At 61.8% G+C, this 14,546-nt stretch carries 20 protein-coding genes and 1 pseudogene; 19 read left to right on the top strand and 2 right to left on the bottom strand.

All coding sequences use genetic code 11. The annotated features are described in order from the left end of the window. The 6 genes from AAFM29_RS04050 to AAFM29_RS04025 all read left to right on the top strand — a co-directional run. Positions 1-310 (top strand): DUF2493 domain-containing protein (locus AAFM29_RS04050; protein ID WP_341711533.1); only part of this gene is annotated, 310 nt, incomplete at its 5' end. A gap of 163 nt (positions 311-473) precedes the next feature. Continuing rightward, positions 474-1,175: a hypothetical protein gene (locus AAFM29_RS04045; protein WP_341711532.1), complete on the top strand. Its 702-nt coding sequence runs from the start codon at positions 474-476 to the stop codon at positions 1,173-1,175. A gap of 265 nt (positions 1,176-1,440) precedes the next feature. Then, the gene (locus tag AAFM29_RS04040) at positions 1,441-1,605 is read left to right on the top strand and encodes a hypothetical protein (protein WP_341711531.1); all 165 of its coding nucleotides are present in this window, start codon (positions 1,441-1,443) and stop codon (positions 1,603-1,605) included. 102 nt (positions 1,606-1,707) lie between these two features. Continuing rightward, on the top strand, positions 1,708-2,154 hold the full coding sequence (locus AAFM29_RS04035) for a hypothetical protein (protein WP_341711530.1): 447 nt from the start codon (positions 1,708-1,710) through the stop codon (positions 2,152-2,154). Between the two features lie 235 nt (positions 2,155-2,389). Further along, positions 2,390-2,566, top strand: coding sequence for a hypothetical protein (locus AAFM29_RS04030; protein ID WP_341711529.1), 177 nt, complete (start codon positions 2,390-2,392; stop codon positions 2,564-2,566). Between the two features lie 198 nt (positions 2,567-2,764). Continuing rightward, entirely contained in the window at positions 2,765-3,085 is a 321-nt protein-coding gene (locus tag AAFM29_RS04025) for a DUF736 domain-containing protein (RefSeq protein ID WP_341711587.1), read from the top strand. A gap of 49 nt (positions 3,086-3,134) precedes the next feature. Here AAFM29_RS04025 and AAFM29_RS04020 read toward each other — a convergent pair whose 3' ends face one another. Then, positions 3,135-3,362: a helix-turn-helix transcriptional regulator gene (locus AAFM29_RS04020; RefSeq protein ID WP_341711528.1), complete on the bottom strand. Its 228-nt coding sequence runs from the start codon at positions 3,360-3,362 to the stop codon at positions 3,135-3,137. Positions 3,363-3,565: 203 nt separating this feature from the next. On the opposite strand from AAFM29_RS04020, the pseudogene AAFM29_RS04015 reads away from it, so the two are divergent. The 13 genes and pseudogenes from AAFM29_RS04015 to AAFM29_RS03955 all read left to right on the top strand — a co-directional run. Continuing rightward, positions 3,566-3,850: pseudogene (locus AAFM29_RS04015) on the top strand (DNA -binding domain-containing protein); the annotation flags it as partial. 157 nt (positions 3,851-4,007) lie between these two features. Next, positions 4,008-4,337 carry a transcriptional regulator domain-containing protein gene (locus tag AAFM29_RS04010; protein WP_341711586.1) on the top strand — a complete coding sequence of 110 codons (330 nt, stop codon included), beginning with the start codon at positions 4,008-4,010 and terminating at the stop codon, positions 4,335-4,337. Beyond that, the gene (locus tag AAFM29_RS04005; protein ID WP_341711527.1) at positions 4,282-4,782 is read left to right on the top strand and encodes a DUF2285 domain-containing protein; all 501 of its coding nucleotides are present in this window, start codon (positions 4,282-4,284) and stop codon (positions 4,780-4,782) included. The genes AAFM29_RS04010 and AAFM29_RS04005 overlap by 56 nt, the downstream gene beginning before the upstream one ends. A gap of 129 nt (positions 4,783-4,911) precedes the next feature. After that, positions 4,912-5,184 carry a helix-turn-helix domain-containing protein gene (locus AAFM29_RS04000; RefSeq protein WP_324828825.1) on the top strand — a complete coding sequence of 91 codons (273 nt, stop codon included), beginning with the start codon at positions 4,912-4,914 and terminating at the stop codon, positions 5,182-5,184. 10 nt (positions 5,185-5,194) lie between these two features. Further along, positions 5,195-6,076 carry a replication initiator protein A gene (locus tag AAFM29_RS03995; protein ID WP_371830710.1) on the top strand — a complete coding sequence of 294 codons (882 nt, stop codon included), beginning with the start codon at positions 5,195-5,197 and terminating at the stop codon, positions 6,074-6,076. Positions 6,077-6,219: 143 nt separating this feature from the next. After that, positions 6,220-6,759, top strand: coding sequence for a DUF2840 domain-containing protein (locus tag AAFM29_RS03990; RefSeq protein ID WP_341711526.1), 540 nt, complete (start codon positions 6,220-6,222; stop codon positions 6,757-6,759). Next, positions 6,756-7,334 carry a S26 family signal peptidase gene (locus AAFM29_RS03985; RefSeq protein WP_341711525.1) on the top strand — a complete coding sequence of 193 codons (579 nt, stop codon included), beginning with the start codon at positions 6,756-6,758 and terminating at the stop codon, positions 7,332-7,334. Before AAFM29_RS03990 ends, AAFM29_RS03985 begins: the two co-directional genes overlap by 4 nt. Positions 7,335-7,337: 3 nt before the next feature. After that, positions 7,338-7,667: a DUF736 domain-containing protein gene (locus AAFM29_RS03980; protein ID WP_341711524.1), complete on the top strand. Its 330-nt coding sequence runs from the start codon at positions 7,338-7,340 to the stop codon at positions 7,665-7,667. Between the two features lie 3 nt (positions 7,668-7,670). Continuing rightward, complete coding sequence (locus AAFM29_RS03975; protein ID WP_341711523.1) at positions 7,671-8,372, top strand: lytic transglycosylase domain-containing protein; 702 nt, start codon at positions 7,671-7,673, stop codon at positions 8,370-8,372. A 247-nt stretch (positions 8,373-8,619) separates the two neighbouring features. Continuing rightward, positions 8,620-10,359, top strand: a complete 1,740-nt coding sequence (locus AAFM29_RS03970) for a DUF3363 domain-containing protein (RefSeq protein WP_341711522.1) — start codon at positions 8,620-8,622, stop codon at positions 10,357-10,359. 161 nt (positions 10,360-10,520) lie between these two features. Continuing rightward, positions 10,521-11,447: a hypothetical protein gene (locus AAFM29_RS03965; protein ID WP_341711521.1), complete on the top strand. Its 927-nt coding sequence runs from the start codon at positions 10,521-10,523 to the stop codon at positions 11,445-11,447. Between the two features lie 149 nt (positions 11,448-11,596). Next, positions 11,597-13,582 carry a conjugal transfer protein TraG gene (locus tag AAFM29_RS03960; RefSeq protein WP_341711520.1) on the top strand — a complete coding sequence of 662 codons (1,986 nt, stop codon included), beginning with the start codon at positions 11,597-11,599 and terminating at the stop codon, positions 13,580-13,582. Next, positions 13,579-13,959: a ribbon-helix-helix protein, CopG family gene (locus tag AAFM29_RS03955; protein ID WP_341711519.1), complete on the top strand. Its 381-nt coding sequence runs from the start codon at positions 13,579-13,581 to the stop codon at positions 13,957-13,959. The genes AAFM29_RS03960 and AAFM29_RS03955 overlap by 4 nt, the downstream gene beginning before the upstream one ends. Positions 13,960-14,019: 60 nt before the next feature. Here the strand turns inward: AAFM29_RS03955 and AAFM29_RS03950 are convergent, their stop codons facing one another. Continuing rightward, on the bottom strand, positions 14,020-14,337 hold the full coding sequence (locus AAFM29_RS03950) for a helix-turn-helix transcriptional regulator (RefSeq protein WP_341711518.1): 318 nt from the start codon (positions 14,335-14,337) through the stop codon (positions 14,020-14,022). Positions 14,338-14,546 lie beyond the last annotated feature (209 nt).

Genomic DNA, 14,546 nt, shown 5'->3' with positions numbered 1-14,546 from the left:
GGATAATGGCAGCATATGGGCCGTGCTCGACAAGGTTCTCGCCAAATATCCCGACATGGTCCTGTTCCACGGCGGCAACCCGACCGGCGGCGAACACATCGCCTCGCTCTGGGCACGCAACCGCAAAATCACCCACGTCCCGTTCCGGCCTGACTGGGACCGGTTCAAGAAGGCGGCACCCTTCCGCCGCAACGATCAGATGCTCGAGGCGCTTCCCAAGGCCGTGGTCGCCTGCCCGGGCAATGGCATCAATGCCAATCTGGTCGACAAGGCGCGCAAGATGGGGATCTCGGTTTGGGCGATTGAGTGACCACCCAGCTCAAGATCTCAATTGCGTCCGCGGCGGCAGCTGCGGTGCCAGCCGTCATTGGCAGTCTGATGCACCAAAATCTTGAGGTTTGCTTTTTCCTTTCAGATAAACCCAAAAGTCACCGTTATGGGTTCGACGCCCCTCTCGATGCTTGGAGTGCGTGATGCGTAAAATTAGCCCGGACGGCGTTTGGCAGGACTTTGAGTCTCAGCTTGACGAGCAGTCTGACCATTACAATGCATCTTGGGAGACCTTCGAAGATGCCATTCACCGCAAAATTGCGACCGAGAACTATGCATTGGCTATCGGCGTTATGTTCGAAGGCTTCGTCAATGATTTGATATTCGCCTACGCCAATCGCGACTGCTCACGAGTTATGAGGCATTTGGAGGATAGCTTAAAGGAATCATTTCGAGGAAACTCAAAGGTCGAAAAAGCGTACAACAAATTTGGCGAATTCAAGGCGCGAGATCATCTTACTAAGGATGAGTTGAAGGATATCTTAGATTCCGAGGGCCGAAACACCTCTTTTCCCACTTTCGCAGCCATTGAAGATCGAGCAAGCCAATGGCTTGCAGATGAGCATCGCAACAAGTTCAGCAATCTGAACGCTCAGCGCAAGGCCATTATTGATGCCGTAATCGCCGTTCGAAACAATCTTGCCCATCGCAGCAAGAGTTCGCTGGATCGTCTCAACGACGCGCTTCAAGCTGGGCCGCTACATGGAACTGGCCTTCAGCGAAATGTGAACCGCATTCAGCAGGCTGGCCACTATCTAAAATCGCGACCTAACAATGGTGCTGAGACTCGCGCTGACATCCTCGGGGAACGCCTCAAGGATGCGGCGCACCAACTCGTTCTCTGAGTCGATCAGGTTTTGACACTCTGATCCGCCATTTCGATAGTTGTTCATGCTTTGCAGGCCGCCTGTGCCAGTCGAATACCACCCTACTCTCAAAGGCCAATCCGTTGGCCGCCTCAAAGCCTCCTTCAATCAACCCGTAAAGGGTCCGCTACGCGTTCGCGTGCGGCCACTGCGTCTGTCGCCTTCGTGGTGATTGCGGCTTTGCGCCGTCTGTCCGGGGCCTGTCGAGCGGGGATGGTCCCTGCTCCGAGACAGGAGCTCGAACATGTCACTCAAGATCGCACAGCGTCACGCCTGGAGCCTCGCTCGCACCCTGATGGTCTGCGTTACCCTGTTCCAGGCCGGTAATGGCTACGCCGCTGTTCCCACTTCCGAGTTCGATGGCGACCCCGCCCGCGTGGTTCACGAATATGACCCGTTCAATCCCTGAACGCGCCGCACCGCATTTTGCAAGCAGGCCGGATGCCCATCGGGTATTCCGGCCAGCAGCAATTTTTGCTATGCTCGCCAAGCACAATGCGCTGCGGTGGAGGTGGAGAGCGCGTCCCTTGCCCTTGGTTTCAAGGAGGACGCCATGCTGATCGGCTTTGCCCTGATTATTGTCGCAGTTTTCATGATTTGCGCGCTGCTTTTCCGCCTTTCGATCTACGCCCTGCCGCTGTTCGTGGCCTTTCTCGCCGGTTCGGTTACCTATCGTAGCGATAGCGGCATCGTCGCCGCGCTTGCAGCCGCTGCCATTGCCGCGATCGTCCTGCTCACCGCCGCCCAACTGGCTCTGACCTTCGCCAGGTCCGACCTGACGCGGGCTGCAATCGGCATTGCATTTGCGGCTCCCGCAGCCGTCGCAGGCTATCACGCTGTCCACGGCATTGCGGTTGCGACCATGCCGCAGAGCGCATGGCAGCTTGTCGTTTCGCTAATCGGTGCAGCCGTCATTGCCACTGCTTCCTGGACACAATGGAGCCGCGCCCGCCTTTAACTCCGGCGGCGCCCAAAGCCCCGCCCGGCAGGTGCTGAGCGGGGATTGCACGGTCAGATTGGCCGTGACGGGGAAGGCGCAGGGATCAGAGAAGGACTGCCTTCGTCGGTCCAGGTTCGAGGCAGTCCGGGCGGTTGCTGGGTCGGGCCTGGGAGGGGTGGTGCGGCCTGTCGGGGTCAGGTCCGGGGCGAGCCGATTGCGGGATCGCTTGGGGACCGGTGGCAACTCGTTCCCTATGGCAGGACTGCGGGTTGCGGAAACGATCAGCAATCACGCGACACGCAAGATCATCCTTTCCGCCGCTCGCTCTGGCAAGTCCGGGAAGGGCCATGTCATCCTGCTCAAGTCGGACCCGAGCCCAATGCCGCCTCTTCAATGGCCTTGGTTGGCAGGGGATGGCTTCGCCGCTTGATCCCTTGCTGCAACGCCGTCTCAGCCAACTTTCTTCCCCTGCGTGTTCCACGCATTCCTCGCGAGGCAAGAAAGCCGTCTGGCCGTCGTCCTCCACTTTCGTTCCAGCCGTCCCGGTGCAGCGGGCGCAAGCCCCTGCCTTGAACCAGCCATCGAGGCCGCGATGGGCGCGGGTTCGACCAACTTGAAGGAAATCATCATGGCCAACATCGGAACTTTCACCAAGACCGGCAACGAATACAAGGGCGAGATCGTCACCATGTCGGTGCAGCAGAAGAACGTCCGCGTCGTCCCCGAAGCCAGCGACAACGAGAACGCACCGTCGCACCGGATCTTCGTCGGCCGCGCGGAAATCGGCGCCGCCTGGACCAAGACTTCGAACGAAGGCCGCGAATACCTCTCGGTCAAGCTCGACGATCCCAGCTTCACCGCCCCGATCTTCGCCAACCTGTTCGACGACGAAGACGGCAAGAGCTACAACCTGATCTGGTCGCGCGCTCGCCGCAACAACGGCGACTGACCGGACAGCCCGCCCCGCCCGGCACCTGCCGGGCGGGGCTTCGGCCTGTTCAGACCTCGCTGCCGGCGGGTGGTTCGACGAGGAGGTCGGCGGGTTTCACTCGGAGCGCCTGCGCGGTTTCGTGGAGAGTGAGAAGTGTCGCGTTCTGCTCACCGCGCTCGATCAGACTGACATAGGCACGGTCGACACCCATGCGTTCGGCCACCGCTTCCTGGCTGAGCCCGGCTGCGACGCGGTAATGACGCACGTTGGCGCCGAACAACTTACGGATATCCATCCGTAGCTTAGAAACCGTTCGCGTATCTCCGTGCTACGTATTATAATACGCGGGCGCGGCGTCAGGTCCTCATCCGCAACATGGCCACGGACTACTTTGCTTATGCCTCAAATTGAATGTCGCCCTACCGCGAATGGCACAGGCCAAGTTTTCACCAAACAGGTGCGAACTCATGCTAGAAGTCGGGCCATGCAAAACGAGTCGAGGCAAAGGCTCGTCCGATGACGAAACCACATTTCGAAGATCGCGCGCCATCCGATGATCACATCACGGAGTACGACGAGCGCCATTTTGTCACGTATTTACGGATACTTGACGCCGATGACGAGGGTGCCGACTGGCGCGAGGTGGCCCAGATCGTCTTCGGCCTGGATACTCGGATCGAAGAAGAACGCGCGCGTGCGGTGCATGACAGCCATCTCGAGCGAGCGCGCTGGATGACGACGCATGGCTATCGCCACCTGCTTGATAAATCACGAAAAGGTTGATTTCAGACCTAAGTATTGAGGGAATCACCCTAGTAATAGTCCCCGATGACCTTCGAAGCGCCGGACAGAGTTGCGCAAACTTGGTTACTTCCGACTTATCTATACCGATCAGACATTTGACGCTTGGCCTTTCCGCCTGTGCCATTCGGGGGTTGCCATGTCCGGTGGTTCGTCTTGGCGGTCACCATCGACCGCAGATCAATATTGCGATCACGACTACGCGGATTTCGCGCAGGAATTCCTGAATCGCAATCGCGACTATCGGCAGGACCACGCCGACGCCCAGGCTCGCATCGCCGAGCATCCTTCGAAGCTACGCGAGGAACAGGAGGGTCTGGCCGGGCGGTGGGGCCTTTGCTTTCCCCACCGATCCAGAGGCCAACGTTCGCAAATCGCCTGCACTCTGGTCGCCCGAGATTGCGCCCGATGTCGTGACCCTCGACGCTTCGGATTGGGCTGGTGCGATCCCGCTTCCACCGGACTCTGAACCGCTGGTCGAATTTGCCAGTGACACCGAACGCCATACCGTCGTCGCCATCGCTTCAGCGCGCGTGCGCCTGTGCGTGCACAAGGTGCCGGGCCTGACCGTCCCGACCCTCACGATCCCCTGTGATCCCAGCTGCGCCTTGCGGCTCGCCGCTGCTACCCGCTTCCAGCGGGTGACGCAGGGCAAACGCGCGAACATCGACCGTTCGGCAGAGCCTACCGCCTACCAGCGCACCCGGTGGTCCCAGTTGCTCGCACTGCACGACGCGCTGGAGGCCGGGGCCTCCTCGCGCGACATCGCGTTCGGCATCGTCTTCCCCAATCACCGACCGCTGAAGGGTGCTGAATGGAAGGGCTCCGGCGAACGGCGCCATGTCCTGCGCCTGACGGCTGCGGCCCGCCGTCTCGTCGCCAGCGGATACCGATCACTGCTCCACCATCGCTGACGCGACGCATGGGGTGACAATTGCGCCGCCTCCCACTCTGTCACTCCCTCAAGGCACCTCTGCCACGCCAAAGCTCGCGAACCCCAGCGACAGCCCGCTGTCGCATCCCATCTTCGCCGGAGCCTTGCCATGGACGCCAGACCCACGCCTGTAACTGCCCGTTTCCTGCGGACGCCCGATGCCGCCGTGCATCTCGGCCTCTCGGCCCGCACGCTTGAGAAGCACCGCTGCTTCGGGACCGGGCCCGTCTACCGCAAGCTCGGCGGGCGGATCGTCTACGCGCTCGCTGATCTCGATGCCTGGGCCGAACAGGGGCTGCGCCGTTCAACCAGCGACCCGGGCAAGGGTGTGGTCCATCCCGCCAAGCGGCTCGACGGCTATACCCCGCCGGTGCGGCGCTGAGGGCCTATCCATGCCTCGCATGTCCGCCCTTTCTGCGAGCCCGGCCCAGCTCGACCTGTTCGTCAGCGCCGGGGGCGATATCGCCACCCGCGATGCGCAGGACCTGATGGCCTGGCCCTTTTTCAGCCTCGCCAAGTCGAAGCGGGTCAAGCCCATCGACTTCCGGATGGGTGAGGTCTCGATCCTGGTCGAGGCGACCGCTGAGCATGGCATGGCGACCATCTGGGACGCCGACGTGCTGATCTGGGTTGCCAGCCAGATCGTCGAAGCGCGCGACATGGGCCGCCCGACCTCGCGGCTGATCGCCGCTACCCCGCACGAGATCCTCGCCTTCACCCGGCGCGGCACCGGCAAGGCGAGTTATGAGCGGTTGAAGGCCGGGCTCGACCGGCTGCAATCGACCACGATTGCGACCTCGATCCGCCAGCGTGACGCGCGGCGGCGGCACCGCTTCTCCTGGATCAACGAATGGAAAGAGCGTTTGGACAGCTCAGGCCGCGCGCTTGGGATCGAGATGATCATTCCCGACTGGTTCTACGAGGGCGTGATCGACCAGGCCTTGGTGCTGACTATTGACCCTGCCTATTTCGCTTTGACCGGCGGGCTCGAACGCTGGCTCTACCGGCTCGTGCGCAAGCATGGCGGCAAGCAGAAGAATGGCTGGAGCTTCGATTTTCAGCATCTGCATGTGAAGTCCGGTGCCCTGTCACCGCTCAAGCGCTTCGCATTCGAGCTGCGCGACATCGTGCGGCGGCAAGCGCTCCCCGGTTACCGGCTCACCATCGAACACGCACTCGGCCGCGAACGGCTGATGTTCGCCGTGCTGCCGGTCGATCCCTTCGATGTTGCCATGCGCCGTGTCGGTCTTCGCCCTGTGGATATGTCGTCATGACGCTCGGACTATCAGGAACCGCCATACTCGGACTATCAGGAACCCAAAGTTCGGACTATCGGGAACCGAAATGGCCCCTAAGCCCGCAGATTCCTTCGCGCTCCGGCTCCCTTAACTTTGCTAACAAAGAATCCTTCGGATTCTTGCTAACGTCAGAACGCCTGTGGACGGACGGCGCGGTGCCGCCGCGCGGGCCTGCCGAGACGAGGGTGGGTGATGATGGTCCGCTGACCCATGTCACGCTGGTCTGGCGTAAAGGCGAGAGCGAAGACTGGCTCAAGTTCGGCAAGCCGGTGGCAGAGCGGATCATCGACCGCAGGCAGCGCGTCGAAAGCTACGCGGCAGGTCAGGTGTTCGCTCTGGTACGCTGGGCCTCCAACGAATATGGCACGATCCGCTCGACACTCGACATCGTTCGCGCTGTTGCGGTGGACGAACCTCACACACCGATTGCGCAGGTCGATCCCGGCGGTGACCTCCTTCTCTCGGTCAAGGGCTGGTCCAAGGTCGCGCAGGTCTTCCGCCTGATCGACGCGATCGAGGCATCGAGCATCGACCCTTGCGAGGTCGCGCCCGATCATTGGCGGCACGTCCACAACCGCATGGCGGGGCGCGAGCGCCCGCGCGGCTATACCCTCGCGCGCCATCGCGCATGGCTTCAGCGCAAGGCGCTCCTGCCATGATCCGACGCCGCTTCGTCCTGGCCGGTGTCGTCGCTGCCGCCACCCTCGCGACGCTGACCGTGCCGGTCTCGCGTTACGCGGTGTGGAACGCCACGGCTTCCGTGCCCACCGGGCTCTACCTCATTCGCGGCAAGGCGAGCCTGCATGTTGGCGAGCGGGTCGCGGTCGAACCGCCGCCCGCCATGCGCCGCCTGCTCGCCGAGCGAAGCTACCTGCCGCGCGGTGTTCCTTTGCTGAAGCGCGTCGCTGCGCTGCGCGGCCAGCGCGTCTGCCGCTTCGCCCATGGTGTGACCATCGACGGTGAATATCTCGGCGCAGCCCGTGCGCACGACAGCCTCGGACGACCGCTTCCCGTCTGGGCAGGCTGCATCACGCTCCGCTCGGGCGAGCTCTTCGTGATGAGCCCGGCTGCACCCAACAGCTTCGATGGACGCTATTTCGGCGTGCTGCGCATGAGCGATGTCATCGGCCGCGCCAAGCCCGTCTGGACCGACGAAGCGGGCGATGGCGACCATCAGCTGTTCGCCGATCCGCGCGCCAATGACCCTTTCATCCCCCAAGCAGAAGGAAACTGACCCATGAAGATCGGTACATTCATTGCCGCCGATGGCGGCTTTTCAGGACACCTGCATACGCTGACGCTCGACATCGATCTTACCCTCGTTCCGGCCGATCCGTCGGACAGCGAGAACGCGCCCGACTACCGCGTCATCGCGGGCGAAGGCGACGAGGCGCACGAAGTGGGCGCGGCCTGGAAGCATGTCGGCGAGAAGGCGGGCGAATATCTCTCGCTCCAGATCGACGATCCTGCTTTCATTCAGCCGCTGCGCGCCAACCTGTTCCAGGACGATGGCAACGCGCATGTGCTGGTCTGGTCGCGCCCGGCGCGCCGCGAAAAGGCGGACTGACCGATGCGCTTCGTCGGCTCGCTTCGCATCGCCTGCCTCGTGTTCGCCCTGTTCGGTTCCGTGCCTGCGCTTCCGCAGGTCGCTGCCGAACAGGTGCAGCCTCGCATCGTCGACATTGCTGCGCACGTATCAGAAGCTTCGCGGCGCTTCGGCATTCCCGAGGCGTGGATCTATGCGGTCATGCGCACCGAGAGCGCGGGCCGGATCGGAGCGGTATCGTCAGCGGGTGCGATGGGCCTGATGCAGTTGATGCCCGGAACCTGGGCGCGTCAGCGCGCCCGGTTCGGTCTCGGCGCTGATCCCTTCGACCCGCGCGACAACATCATGGCGGGCACGTCCTACCTGCGCGAAATGTACGACCGCTACGGTGCCTACGGCATGCTCGCGGCCTACAATGCAGGGCCGGGCCGCTATGAGGCCTGGCGGGATCGCGGCAAGCCGCTGCCCGCCGAAACCCGCGCTTACATCGCCCGGATCGCACCGATGCTGCAGACTGGACGCAGTGCAACTGTCTTTGCCAGCGCATCTCCCGTGCAGTCGGTTCGCCGATCCTGGACACAGTCCGAACTGTTCGCCGCGCGCCAGGATACACTGGCGGACGCATCCGGCAGCTTCGCCGCCGCCGCGCCGCCGTCATTAACTCCCACTCCGGCTGCTCAGACCGATAGCGTCTTCGCGCCCGTTTCGGGGAGCATTCCGCAGTGATCGCTCCCATTGCACTCTGGTGCGTTATGGCGTGGATTGGCGCAGGTTTGTGCGGAAGATCGGAAGCAGGAAGGCAGGGGGAAGGAGGATGGCAAGATAAAAGCAGCGCCGTCGGGTGGGGTGGAGGTCTTTGGAATTGCTCGCCTTTCAGCGCCATCGCTCCTGCCCCCCTGCTGGCAGTTTTGCCAAAAACTTGCGCAATTCTGCCGTTTTTAGCGCCGTCGCCCGGATTCTGCCTTCCAATCCGGTGAACGACGACGACTTCAATGTCAGGCCGGGACGGGTCAGGGATCGAGGCAAGCGTTCAGCCAAGCCCCGGTCGCTTGTGGCCCAGGTCCGTGCGCTGTCGAACAAGGCCGGGCGGGTTGATATCGCCGGGCGCAGTCGACGCGGCACGGGTCGCAATGCCCGGGGCCGCAGCGCCGTCCTGCGCATGCGCGCCAGTCAGGGTCAGCGCCGTGTGCTGGTCAAGGCGCGCGTGGTCCGGCACGTCGGGACCCGCTACTCGGCTGCCCCGCTTGCCCGCCATGTCACCTATCTGAAGCGCGACGGTGTCACCCGCGACGGCAAGGATGCCGAGCTGTTCGGGAACGACGGTGCTTCTGCCGATGGGACCGACTTCGCCGGGCGCTGCGCCGGGGACCGGCATCACTTCCGCTTCATCGTCTCGCCAGAGGATGCGGGCGAGCTTGCCGACGTTCGCGCCTTCACCCGCGAACTCATGACCGACATGGCCAAGGACCTCGGCACAAGGCTGGACTGGGTCGCCGTCGATCACTGGAACACCGACAATCCGCACATCCACATCCTGCTTCGCGGCAAGGCCGACGATGGCCGCGATCTGGTGATCGACAAGGACTACATCCGTCAGGGCATGCGCGGTCGTGCCGAAGAGCGGGTCACCATGGAACTGGGACCACGTAGCGAACGTGAGATCGACAACGCGCTTGCCCGTGAGGTCGATGCTGACCGCTGGACCAGCCTTGACCGGCGGCTCCAGCGGATGGCAGATGAACTGGGCGGGGTCATCGATCTGCGTCCAGACCCTCATCGCAGCCAATCGGCCATGGACCGGCACTTGATCGGGCGAGCGGGCAAGCTGGACCGCCTGGGGCTGGCAACCAACATTGCGCCCGCTTGCTGGTCGCTCAAGCCGGACATTGAAACGACACTGCGACAACTCGGTGTGCGCGGCGACATCATCAAGACCATGCACCGTGCCATGACCGGTCTGGGTGTCGAGGCAGATCCGGGGCGCTTCGCAATGCATCAGGGCGTGGGGGCTGACCCCATCATCGGCCGCCTGGTCGAACGCGGCCTGCATGATGAGTTGAGCGGGCAGGCATACGCCGTGATCGATGGTGCCGACGGGCGTGTCCATCACCTCCGCTTCTCCGATCTCGAACAGACCGGCGACGCGGCGCCCGGCGCAATCGTCGAGCTCCGGAGCTGGACTAACCGCCGTGGCCGGCAAGGGCAATCGCTCTGGGTTCAATCCGACCTGACGCTGGCCGAGCAGGTCACTGCGCGCGGGAGTACCTGGCTCGACCGGCAATTGCTGTCATCCGAACAAGTTCAGTCGGGCGGCGAGCTTGGCGAAATGATCGAACAGGCCAAGCGCGATCGGGCAGAGCATCTGGTCTCGGAAGGTCTCGCGACCAAACACGGCGGTCGGATCATTATGGCCCGCAATCTCCTCAACACTCTGCGTGACCGCGATCTCGCCGCCGCGAGCGAAACCATCGCCTCGCAAACCGGCCTGCAGCATCGACCGAGCGCGGGAGGCGAAGGGGTGTCCGGCACCTATCGCCAGCGCCTGCAACTCGCGTCGGGCCGATTTGCGATGATAGACAATGGTCTTGGGTTCGAGCTAGTCCCTTGGCGGCCGCAACTCGACAAGCACCTTGGCCAGCATGTCACCGGCACGATCAAAGCGGGCGGCGGGGTCGACTGGACCTTGGGCCGCTCGCGCGGGATCGGGATATAGGGAGCAAGGCTCTGGCCCCAAGCCAGAGAATGAGGCTTCTACCACATGGATACTTGATTCCGCGTAGCGATCGGTGGCGGCATTCCTATCTCGTGCTAAACACTGGCATTTTGTTGAGGGTTGCGCTGTGCCCGAACCCAGTGATGTGCGAGGAGTAGCATATGACGCTGCAACGTCCGCCGGCGCGTGGGCCGGAGTTCGACGCGATGATGGCTCAGATCGACTTCAAGCTTACCAATGATGGCGTCGATATCCCGTCGCGACCGATGCTTGCGGTCCGCGAAGTTTCGATGACGTATAATCTTAATATGCCGCTTGGTGGCGACTCCCTACGTTTGCCGGCGGAATTGCGAGAAAATGCCGCGCTAAGTGAGGCGATCAACCAATGGTACCGCGACAATTACGGCGATCGGCTCAAAGAGGATCCGTGTCCGGGGCGGATGGTAGTCTTGCTGGATGGCGACCTATATGTCCTGCGCGTACCTCGTATTTTCGGCAGCGTGAATTTCGTCCTGACGCGCCAGTGGGTGCCGAACCCGGGCATCGGGCGTGGCCCCGCGACCTGCAACATCACACAGCTGGTGGAAGGGATGACGGCGGCAAAAGCTGGACGCTTATCCGATGTTGCACTCGATGCGATCGGTGCTGCGTTCGAGATCGCTGTACCTGCCGCGTTCACGCTTGAGAGTACCGACCATGGTTTGATGTACATCGCTCGGGGCGATGTAGAGGCCGCAATCAATGGTCTGATGGCGCGTGGTGGCCGTTACGGCGAGTCCAAATGGTCATCACTTCAGGCTGCCGAGAAAGTTCTAAAGGCCGCGATCGATCGTGCTGGTGCCAAATTTGGCTTCACACATGGGCTTGCCGGCTTGTGCGTGACACTTGCCGATACGGGTTTGGTCTTTGACGCTGACAACCAAGTCGCCGCAATCCAGTGCAAGCCTGGCATTCGATATGGCGAGGAACCTTGCACGCGCGGCGAGGCATTGGCTGCCCATCAAGCCTCGCTTGAACTGGTAAATATCCTGCGTGAGGCCGGCGCAAGGTTCGAGTTGGGTATCGGAGGGCTCCAACGAACGAGCTGAGGTTCGACAGGGCGGACAGGGTTTGATCGGTCCGAACTGGTTGCCGATACCAGAACTTAAGCACTCCACCGCCACATCTTTAACGCCACTCTTCGACGGCCACCAACAACGGCTTGAAAAGCGCGGCCAGAAACTGACACGCTCGTGTGATGTCAGCTGCAAAAATCCTCTGGGGCCAGGTGCTGGCCGTGTTTGCCATCATCCTTGCGAGCGTCTGGACCGCTACCCAGTGGACTGCGTCGGCGCTCGGTTTCCAGCCTGAACTGGGCGCGCCCTGGTTCGAGCTGTTCAGCCACCCGGTCTATCGACCCTACGACTTGTTCTGGTGGTGGTTTTCTTACGAAGCCTACGCGCCAAAGGTCTTCGAGCAGGGAGGGATGATTGCGGCCTCAGGCGGGTTCGTCGCCATCGTCGTTGCTATCGCCATGTCCGTCTGGCGTGGCCGCGAGAACCGCAACTCCAACACTTACGGCTCGGCCCATTGGGCAACCCGCAGCGACATCACCAAGGCTAAGCTCTTTGGCGAGAAAGGAGTCGTGCTCGGCAAGTTCAACAACAGCTACCTGCGTCACGATGGCCCCGAACACGTTCTGTGCTTCGCGCCGACCCGCTCGGGCAAGGGCGTCGGCCTCGTCATCCCTACCCTTCTCACCTGGTCCGGCTCGGCGATCGTCCATGACATCAAGGGCGAGAACTGGGGCCTGACCGCGAGTTTCCGCTCAGGCTTCAGCCGCGTCCTGCTGTTTGACCCGACCAACCTCAAGTCCGCTGCTTACAACCCGCTGCTCGAAGTGCGGCGCGGCATGTGGGAAGTGCGCGATGTCCAGAATGTTGCCGACGTGCTGGTCGATCCCGAAGGCAGCCTCGAAAAGCGTAACCACTGGGAGAAGACCAGCCATGCCCTGCTGGTCGGCGCTATCCTCCATGTCCTCTATGCCGAGCCGGACAAGACGCTCGCCGGCGTTGCCGCTTTCCTTTCCGATCCAAGCCGGACCATCGAAACCACGCTGAAGGCGATGATGACTACTCCGCATCTTGGTGAGGCAGGTCCGCACCCGGTCGTTGCCAGCGCGGCGCGAGAATTGCTCAACAAGTCGGAGAACGAGCGGTCAGGCGTGCTCTCGACGGCAATGTCGTTCCTCGGCCTCTATCGTGATCCGGTGATCGCAGAAGTCACCCAGCGTTCCGAATGGCGGATTGCCGATCTCGTCGAGGGCAAGCAGCCGGTGACGCTTTATCTCGTGGTGCCGCCTTCCGACATCAGCCGGACCAAGCCGCTGATCCGGCTGATCCTCAACCAGATTGGGCGCCGCCTGACGGAGGAACTGGAAGCAGGCAGGGACCGGCACCGGATGTTGCTCATGCTCGATGAGTTCCCGGCGCTGGGTCGGCTCGATTTCTTCGAAAGCGCCCTGGCGTTCATGGCAGGTTACGGGCTGAAGGCCTTTCTGATCGCGCAATCGCTCAACCAGATCGAGCGCGCATACGGCGCAAACAATTCGATCCTCGACAACTGCCATGTCCGCGTCGCCTTCGCCACGAACGACGAACGCACCGCCAAGCGGGTGTCTGAATCTCTGGGCACGGCGACCGAGCAGCGATCGATGCGCAACTATGCTGGTCACCGGCTCTCACCTTGGCTTGGGCACCTCATGATTTCCCGCTCGGAAACCTCCCGTCCGCTTCTGACCCAAGGCGAAATCCTGCAACTCCCGGAAACCGACGAGATCGTCATGCTGTCAGGCGCGCCGCCGGTGCGGGCGAAGAAGGCGCGCTATTATGCCGATCCGCGCCTCCAAAGTCGGATTCGGAAGCCGCCGCAGCCCGAGCAGGATCAGGCCGCTGACTTGCCAACTGATGACTGGAGCGAGTTGCTTGCCGTGAAGCCAGTCCGATCGGTGACCCCACAGAGTTCGACAGATGAGGATCAAGCCAACGGCGGTGTCCGCCGCGAACCCGAGCTACCAATCCATGTTGAAATCGCACCACAGCCCACCCCTCAGGTCAATGAGTTCGACTTCGGTGGTGATAGTGACAACGACGACGATGCGGCTCGTTCCGAGCGACTGCGTGCCAACATGATCGCTAATTCCCGGCAGGCGGCGCTCGACCCCGGCGATGGGATCGAACTGTGAAGTCCAAACATACATTTCGATTATCGCCTGCGGTGGCTAGACAATTGGCGGAATTGGCGATCCGCAAGCGGGTCTCGCAGGCGGAGATTGTCGAGGCAGCTCTGACCTCATTCCTTTCGCCAGATGGATCGGAGCGAATGGAGGCGGCATTCAGCCGGCGCATCGATCGAGTCGTCCGCCAGATGGACAACCTGGAACATGCCGTCGAGGTCGGAAACGAGGCCTTGGCGCTGTTCGTTCGATTCTGGCTCACCGCCAATCCACCGCTGCCCGACGCAGGTGGAGCAGCTGCACAAGCCAAGGGCAAGGACCGTTACGACAGCTTTGTTCGGGCGTTGGCCCGAAGGCTGGATAGCAACGAGCGCTTGGGCAGGTAGCGCCAACAAAGCCGCCGTTCCGCCGTCAAAATCGGCTCCTCGTAACCTTCCGTTCGCTCATCAACCGCTCTCTACGTGAGTAGATCCTTCTATCATCTCACCCGGTAGCCCAGCCAAATGCATAAGCTCCATGCATTGTTGGCGGATCGAGACAGCAAGCTGTTTCATGCGGCGAGCGGTCGCAGTTTCGTGCACAGTGTCGGCCTGCGAGTTGATCCACTCCTGCATTCGCTCCTTAAGCTTCAATGAAAGCTCGACTTTTCCGTTTATTACCTTGCTGTAGTGGCCCTGGGTCACGCCGAGTATCATGCTGACTTCAGCTTGCGAAATCCGTGCAGCAAGCCGGATTCGTTCGATCTCATGGATCACTTCAGTCATTGCGCAAGAATAAAATGCATCATATAATGCATATATGCATTCATCAAAACATCAGTCAATGCAGCAGGTTCTCTCGTATCGCGATGGGGAGTTGATCGAACTCACGCTTCCTGCGGCTACGACGCGCGTCTTCGGACATCAGCTGCGATGGGGCCGAGCCGAGGAGATCGGCACTCCAGCCTATTGGACAGCACAGACATGGATGTGGG

The organism is Erythrobacter sp. (assembly GCF_038133525.1).
GTDB lineage: Bacteria > Pseudomonadota > Alphaproteobacteria > Sphingomonadales > Sphingomonadaceae > Qipengyuania.
This window is presented reverse-complemented; position numbering and strand designations above follow the sequence as displayed.

Coding starts and splice junctions, on each gene's coding strand:
- AAFM29_RS04045 (WP_341711532.1), top strand. CDS start 474: ATGCGTAAAATTAGCCCGGACGGCGTTTGGCAGGACTTTGAGTCTCAG.
- AAFM29_RS03960 (WP_341711520.1), top strand. CDS start 11,597: ATGTCAGCTGCAAAAATCCTCTGGGGCCAGGTGCTGGCCGTGTTTGCC.
- AAFM29_RS03975 (WP_341711523.1), top strand. CDS start 7,671: ATGCGCTTCGTCGGCTCGCTTCGCATCGCCTGCCTCGTGTTCGCCCTG.
- AAFM29_RS04010 (WP_341711586.1), top strand. CDS start 4,008: ATGTCCGGTGGTTCGTCTTGGCGGTCACCATCGACCGCAGATCAATAT.
- AAFM29_RS03995 (WP_371830710.1), top strand. CDS start 5,195: ATGCCTCGCATGTCCGCCCTTTCTGCGAGCCCGGCCCAGCTCGACCTG.
- AAFM29_RS04000 (WP_324828825.1), top strand. CDS start 4,912: ATGGACGCCAGACCCACGCCTGTAACTGCCCGTTTCCTGCGGACGCCC.
- AAFM29_RS03985 (WP_341711525.1), top strand. CDS start 6,756: ATGATCCGACGCCGCTTCGTCCTGGCCGGTGTCGTCGCTGCCGCCACC.
- AAFM29_RS03950 (WP_341711518.1), bottom strand. CDS start 14,337: ATGACTGAAGTGATCCATGAGATCGAACGAATCCGGCTTGCTGCACGG.
- AAFM29_RS03965 (WP_341711521.1), top strand. CDS start 10,521: ATGACGCTGCAACGTCCGCCGGCGCGTGGGCCGGAGTTCGACGCGATG.
- AAFM29_RS04020 (WP_341711528.1), bottom strand. CDS start 3,362: ATGGATATCCGTAAGTTGTTCGGCGCCAACGTGCGTCATTACCGCGTC.
- AAFM29_RS04025 (WP_341711587.1), top strand. CDS start 2,765: ATGGCCAACATCGGAACTTTCACCAAGACCGGCAACGAATACAAGGGC.
- AAFM29_RS04030 (WP_341711529.1), top strand. CDS start 2,390: ATGGCAGGACTGCGGGTTGCGGAAACGATCAGCAATCACGCGACACGC.
- AAFM29_RS03980 (WP_341711524.1), top strand. CDS start 7,338: ATGAAGATCGGTACATTCATTGCCGCCGATGGCGGCTTTTCAGGACAC.
- AAFM29_RS04040 (WP_341711531.1), top strand. CDS start 1,441: ATGTCACTCAAGATCGCACAGCGTCACGCCTGGAGCCTCGCTCGCACC.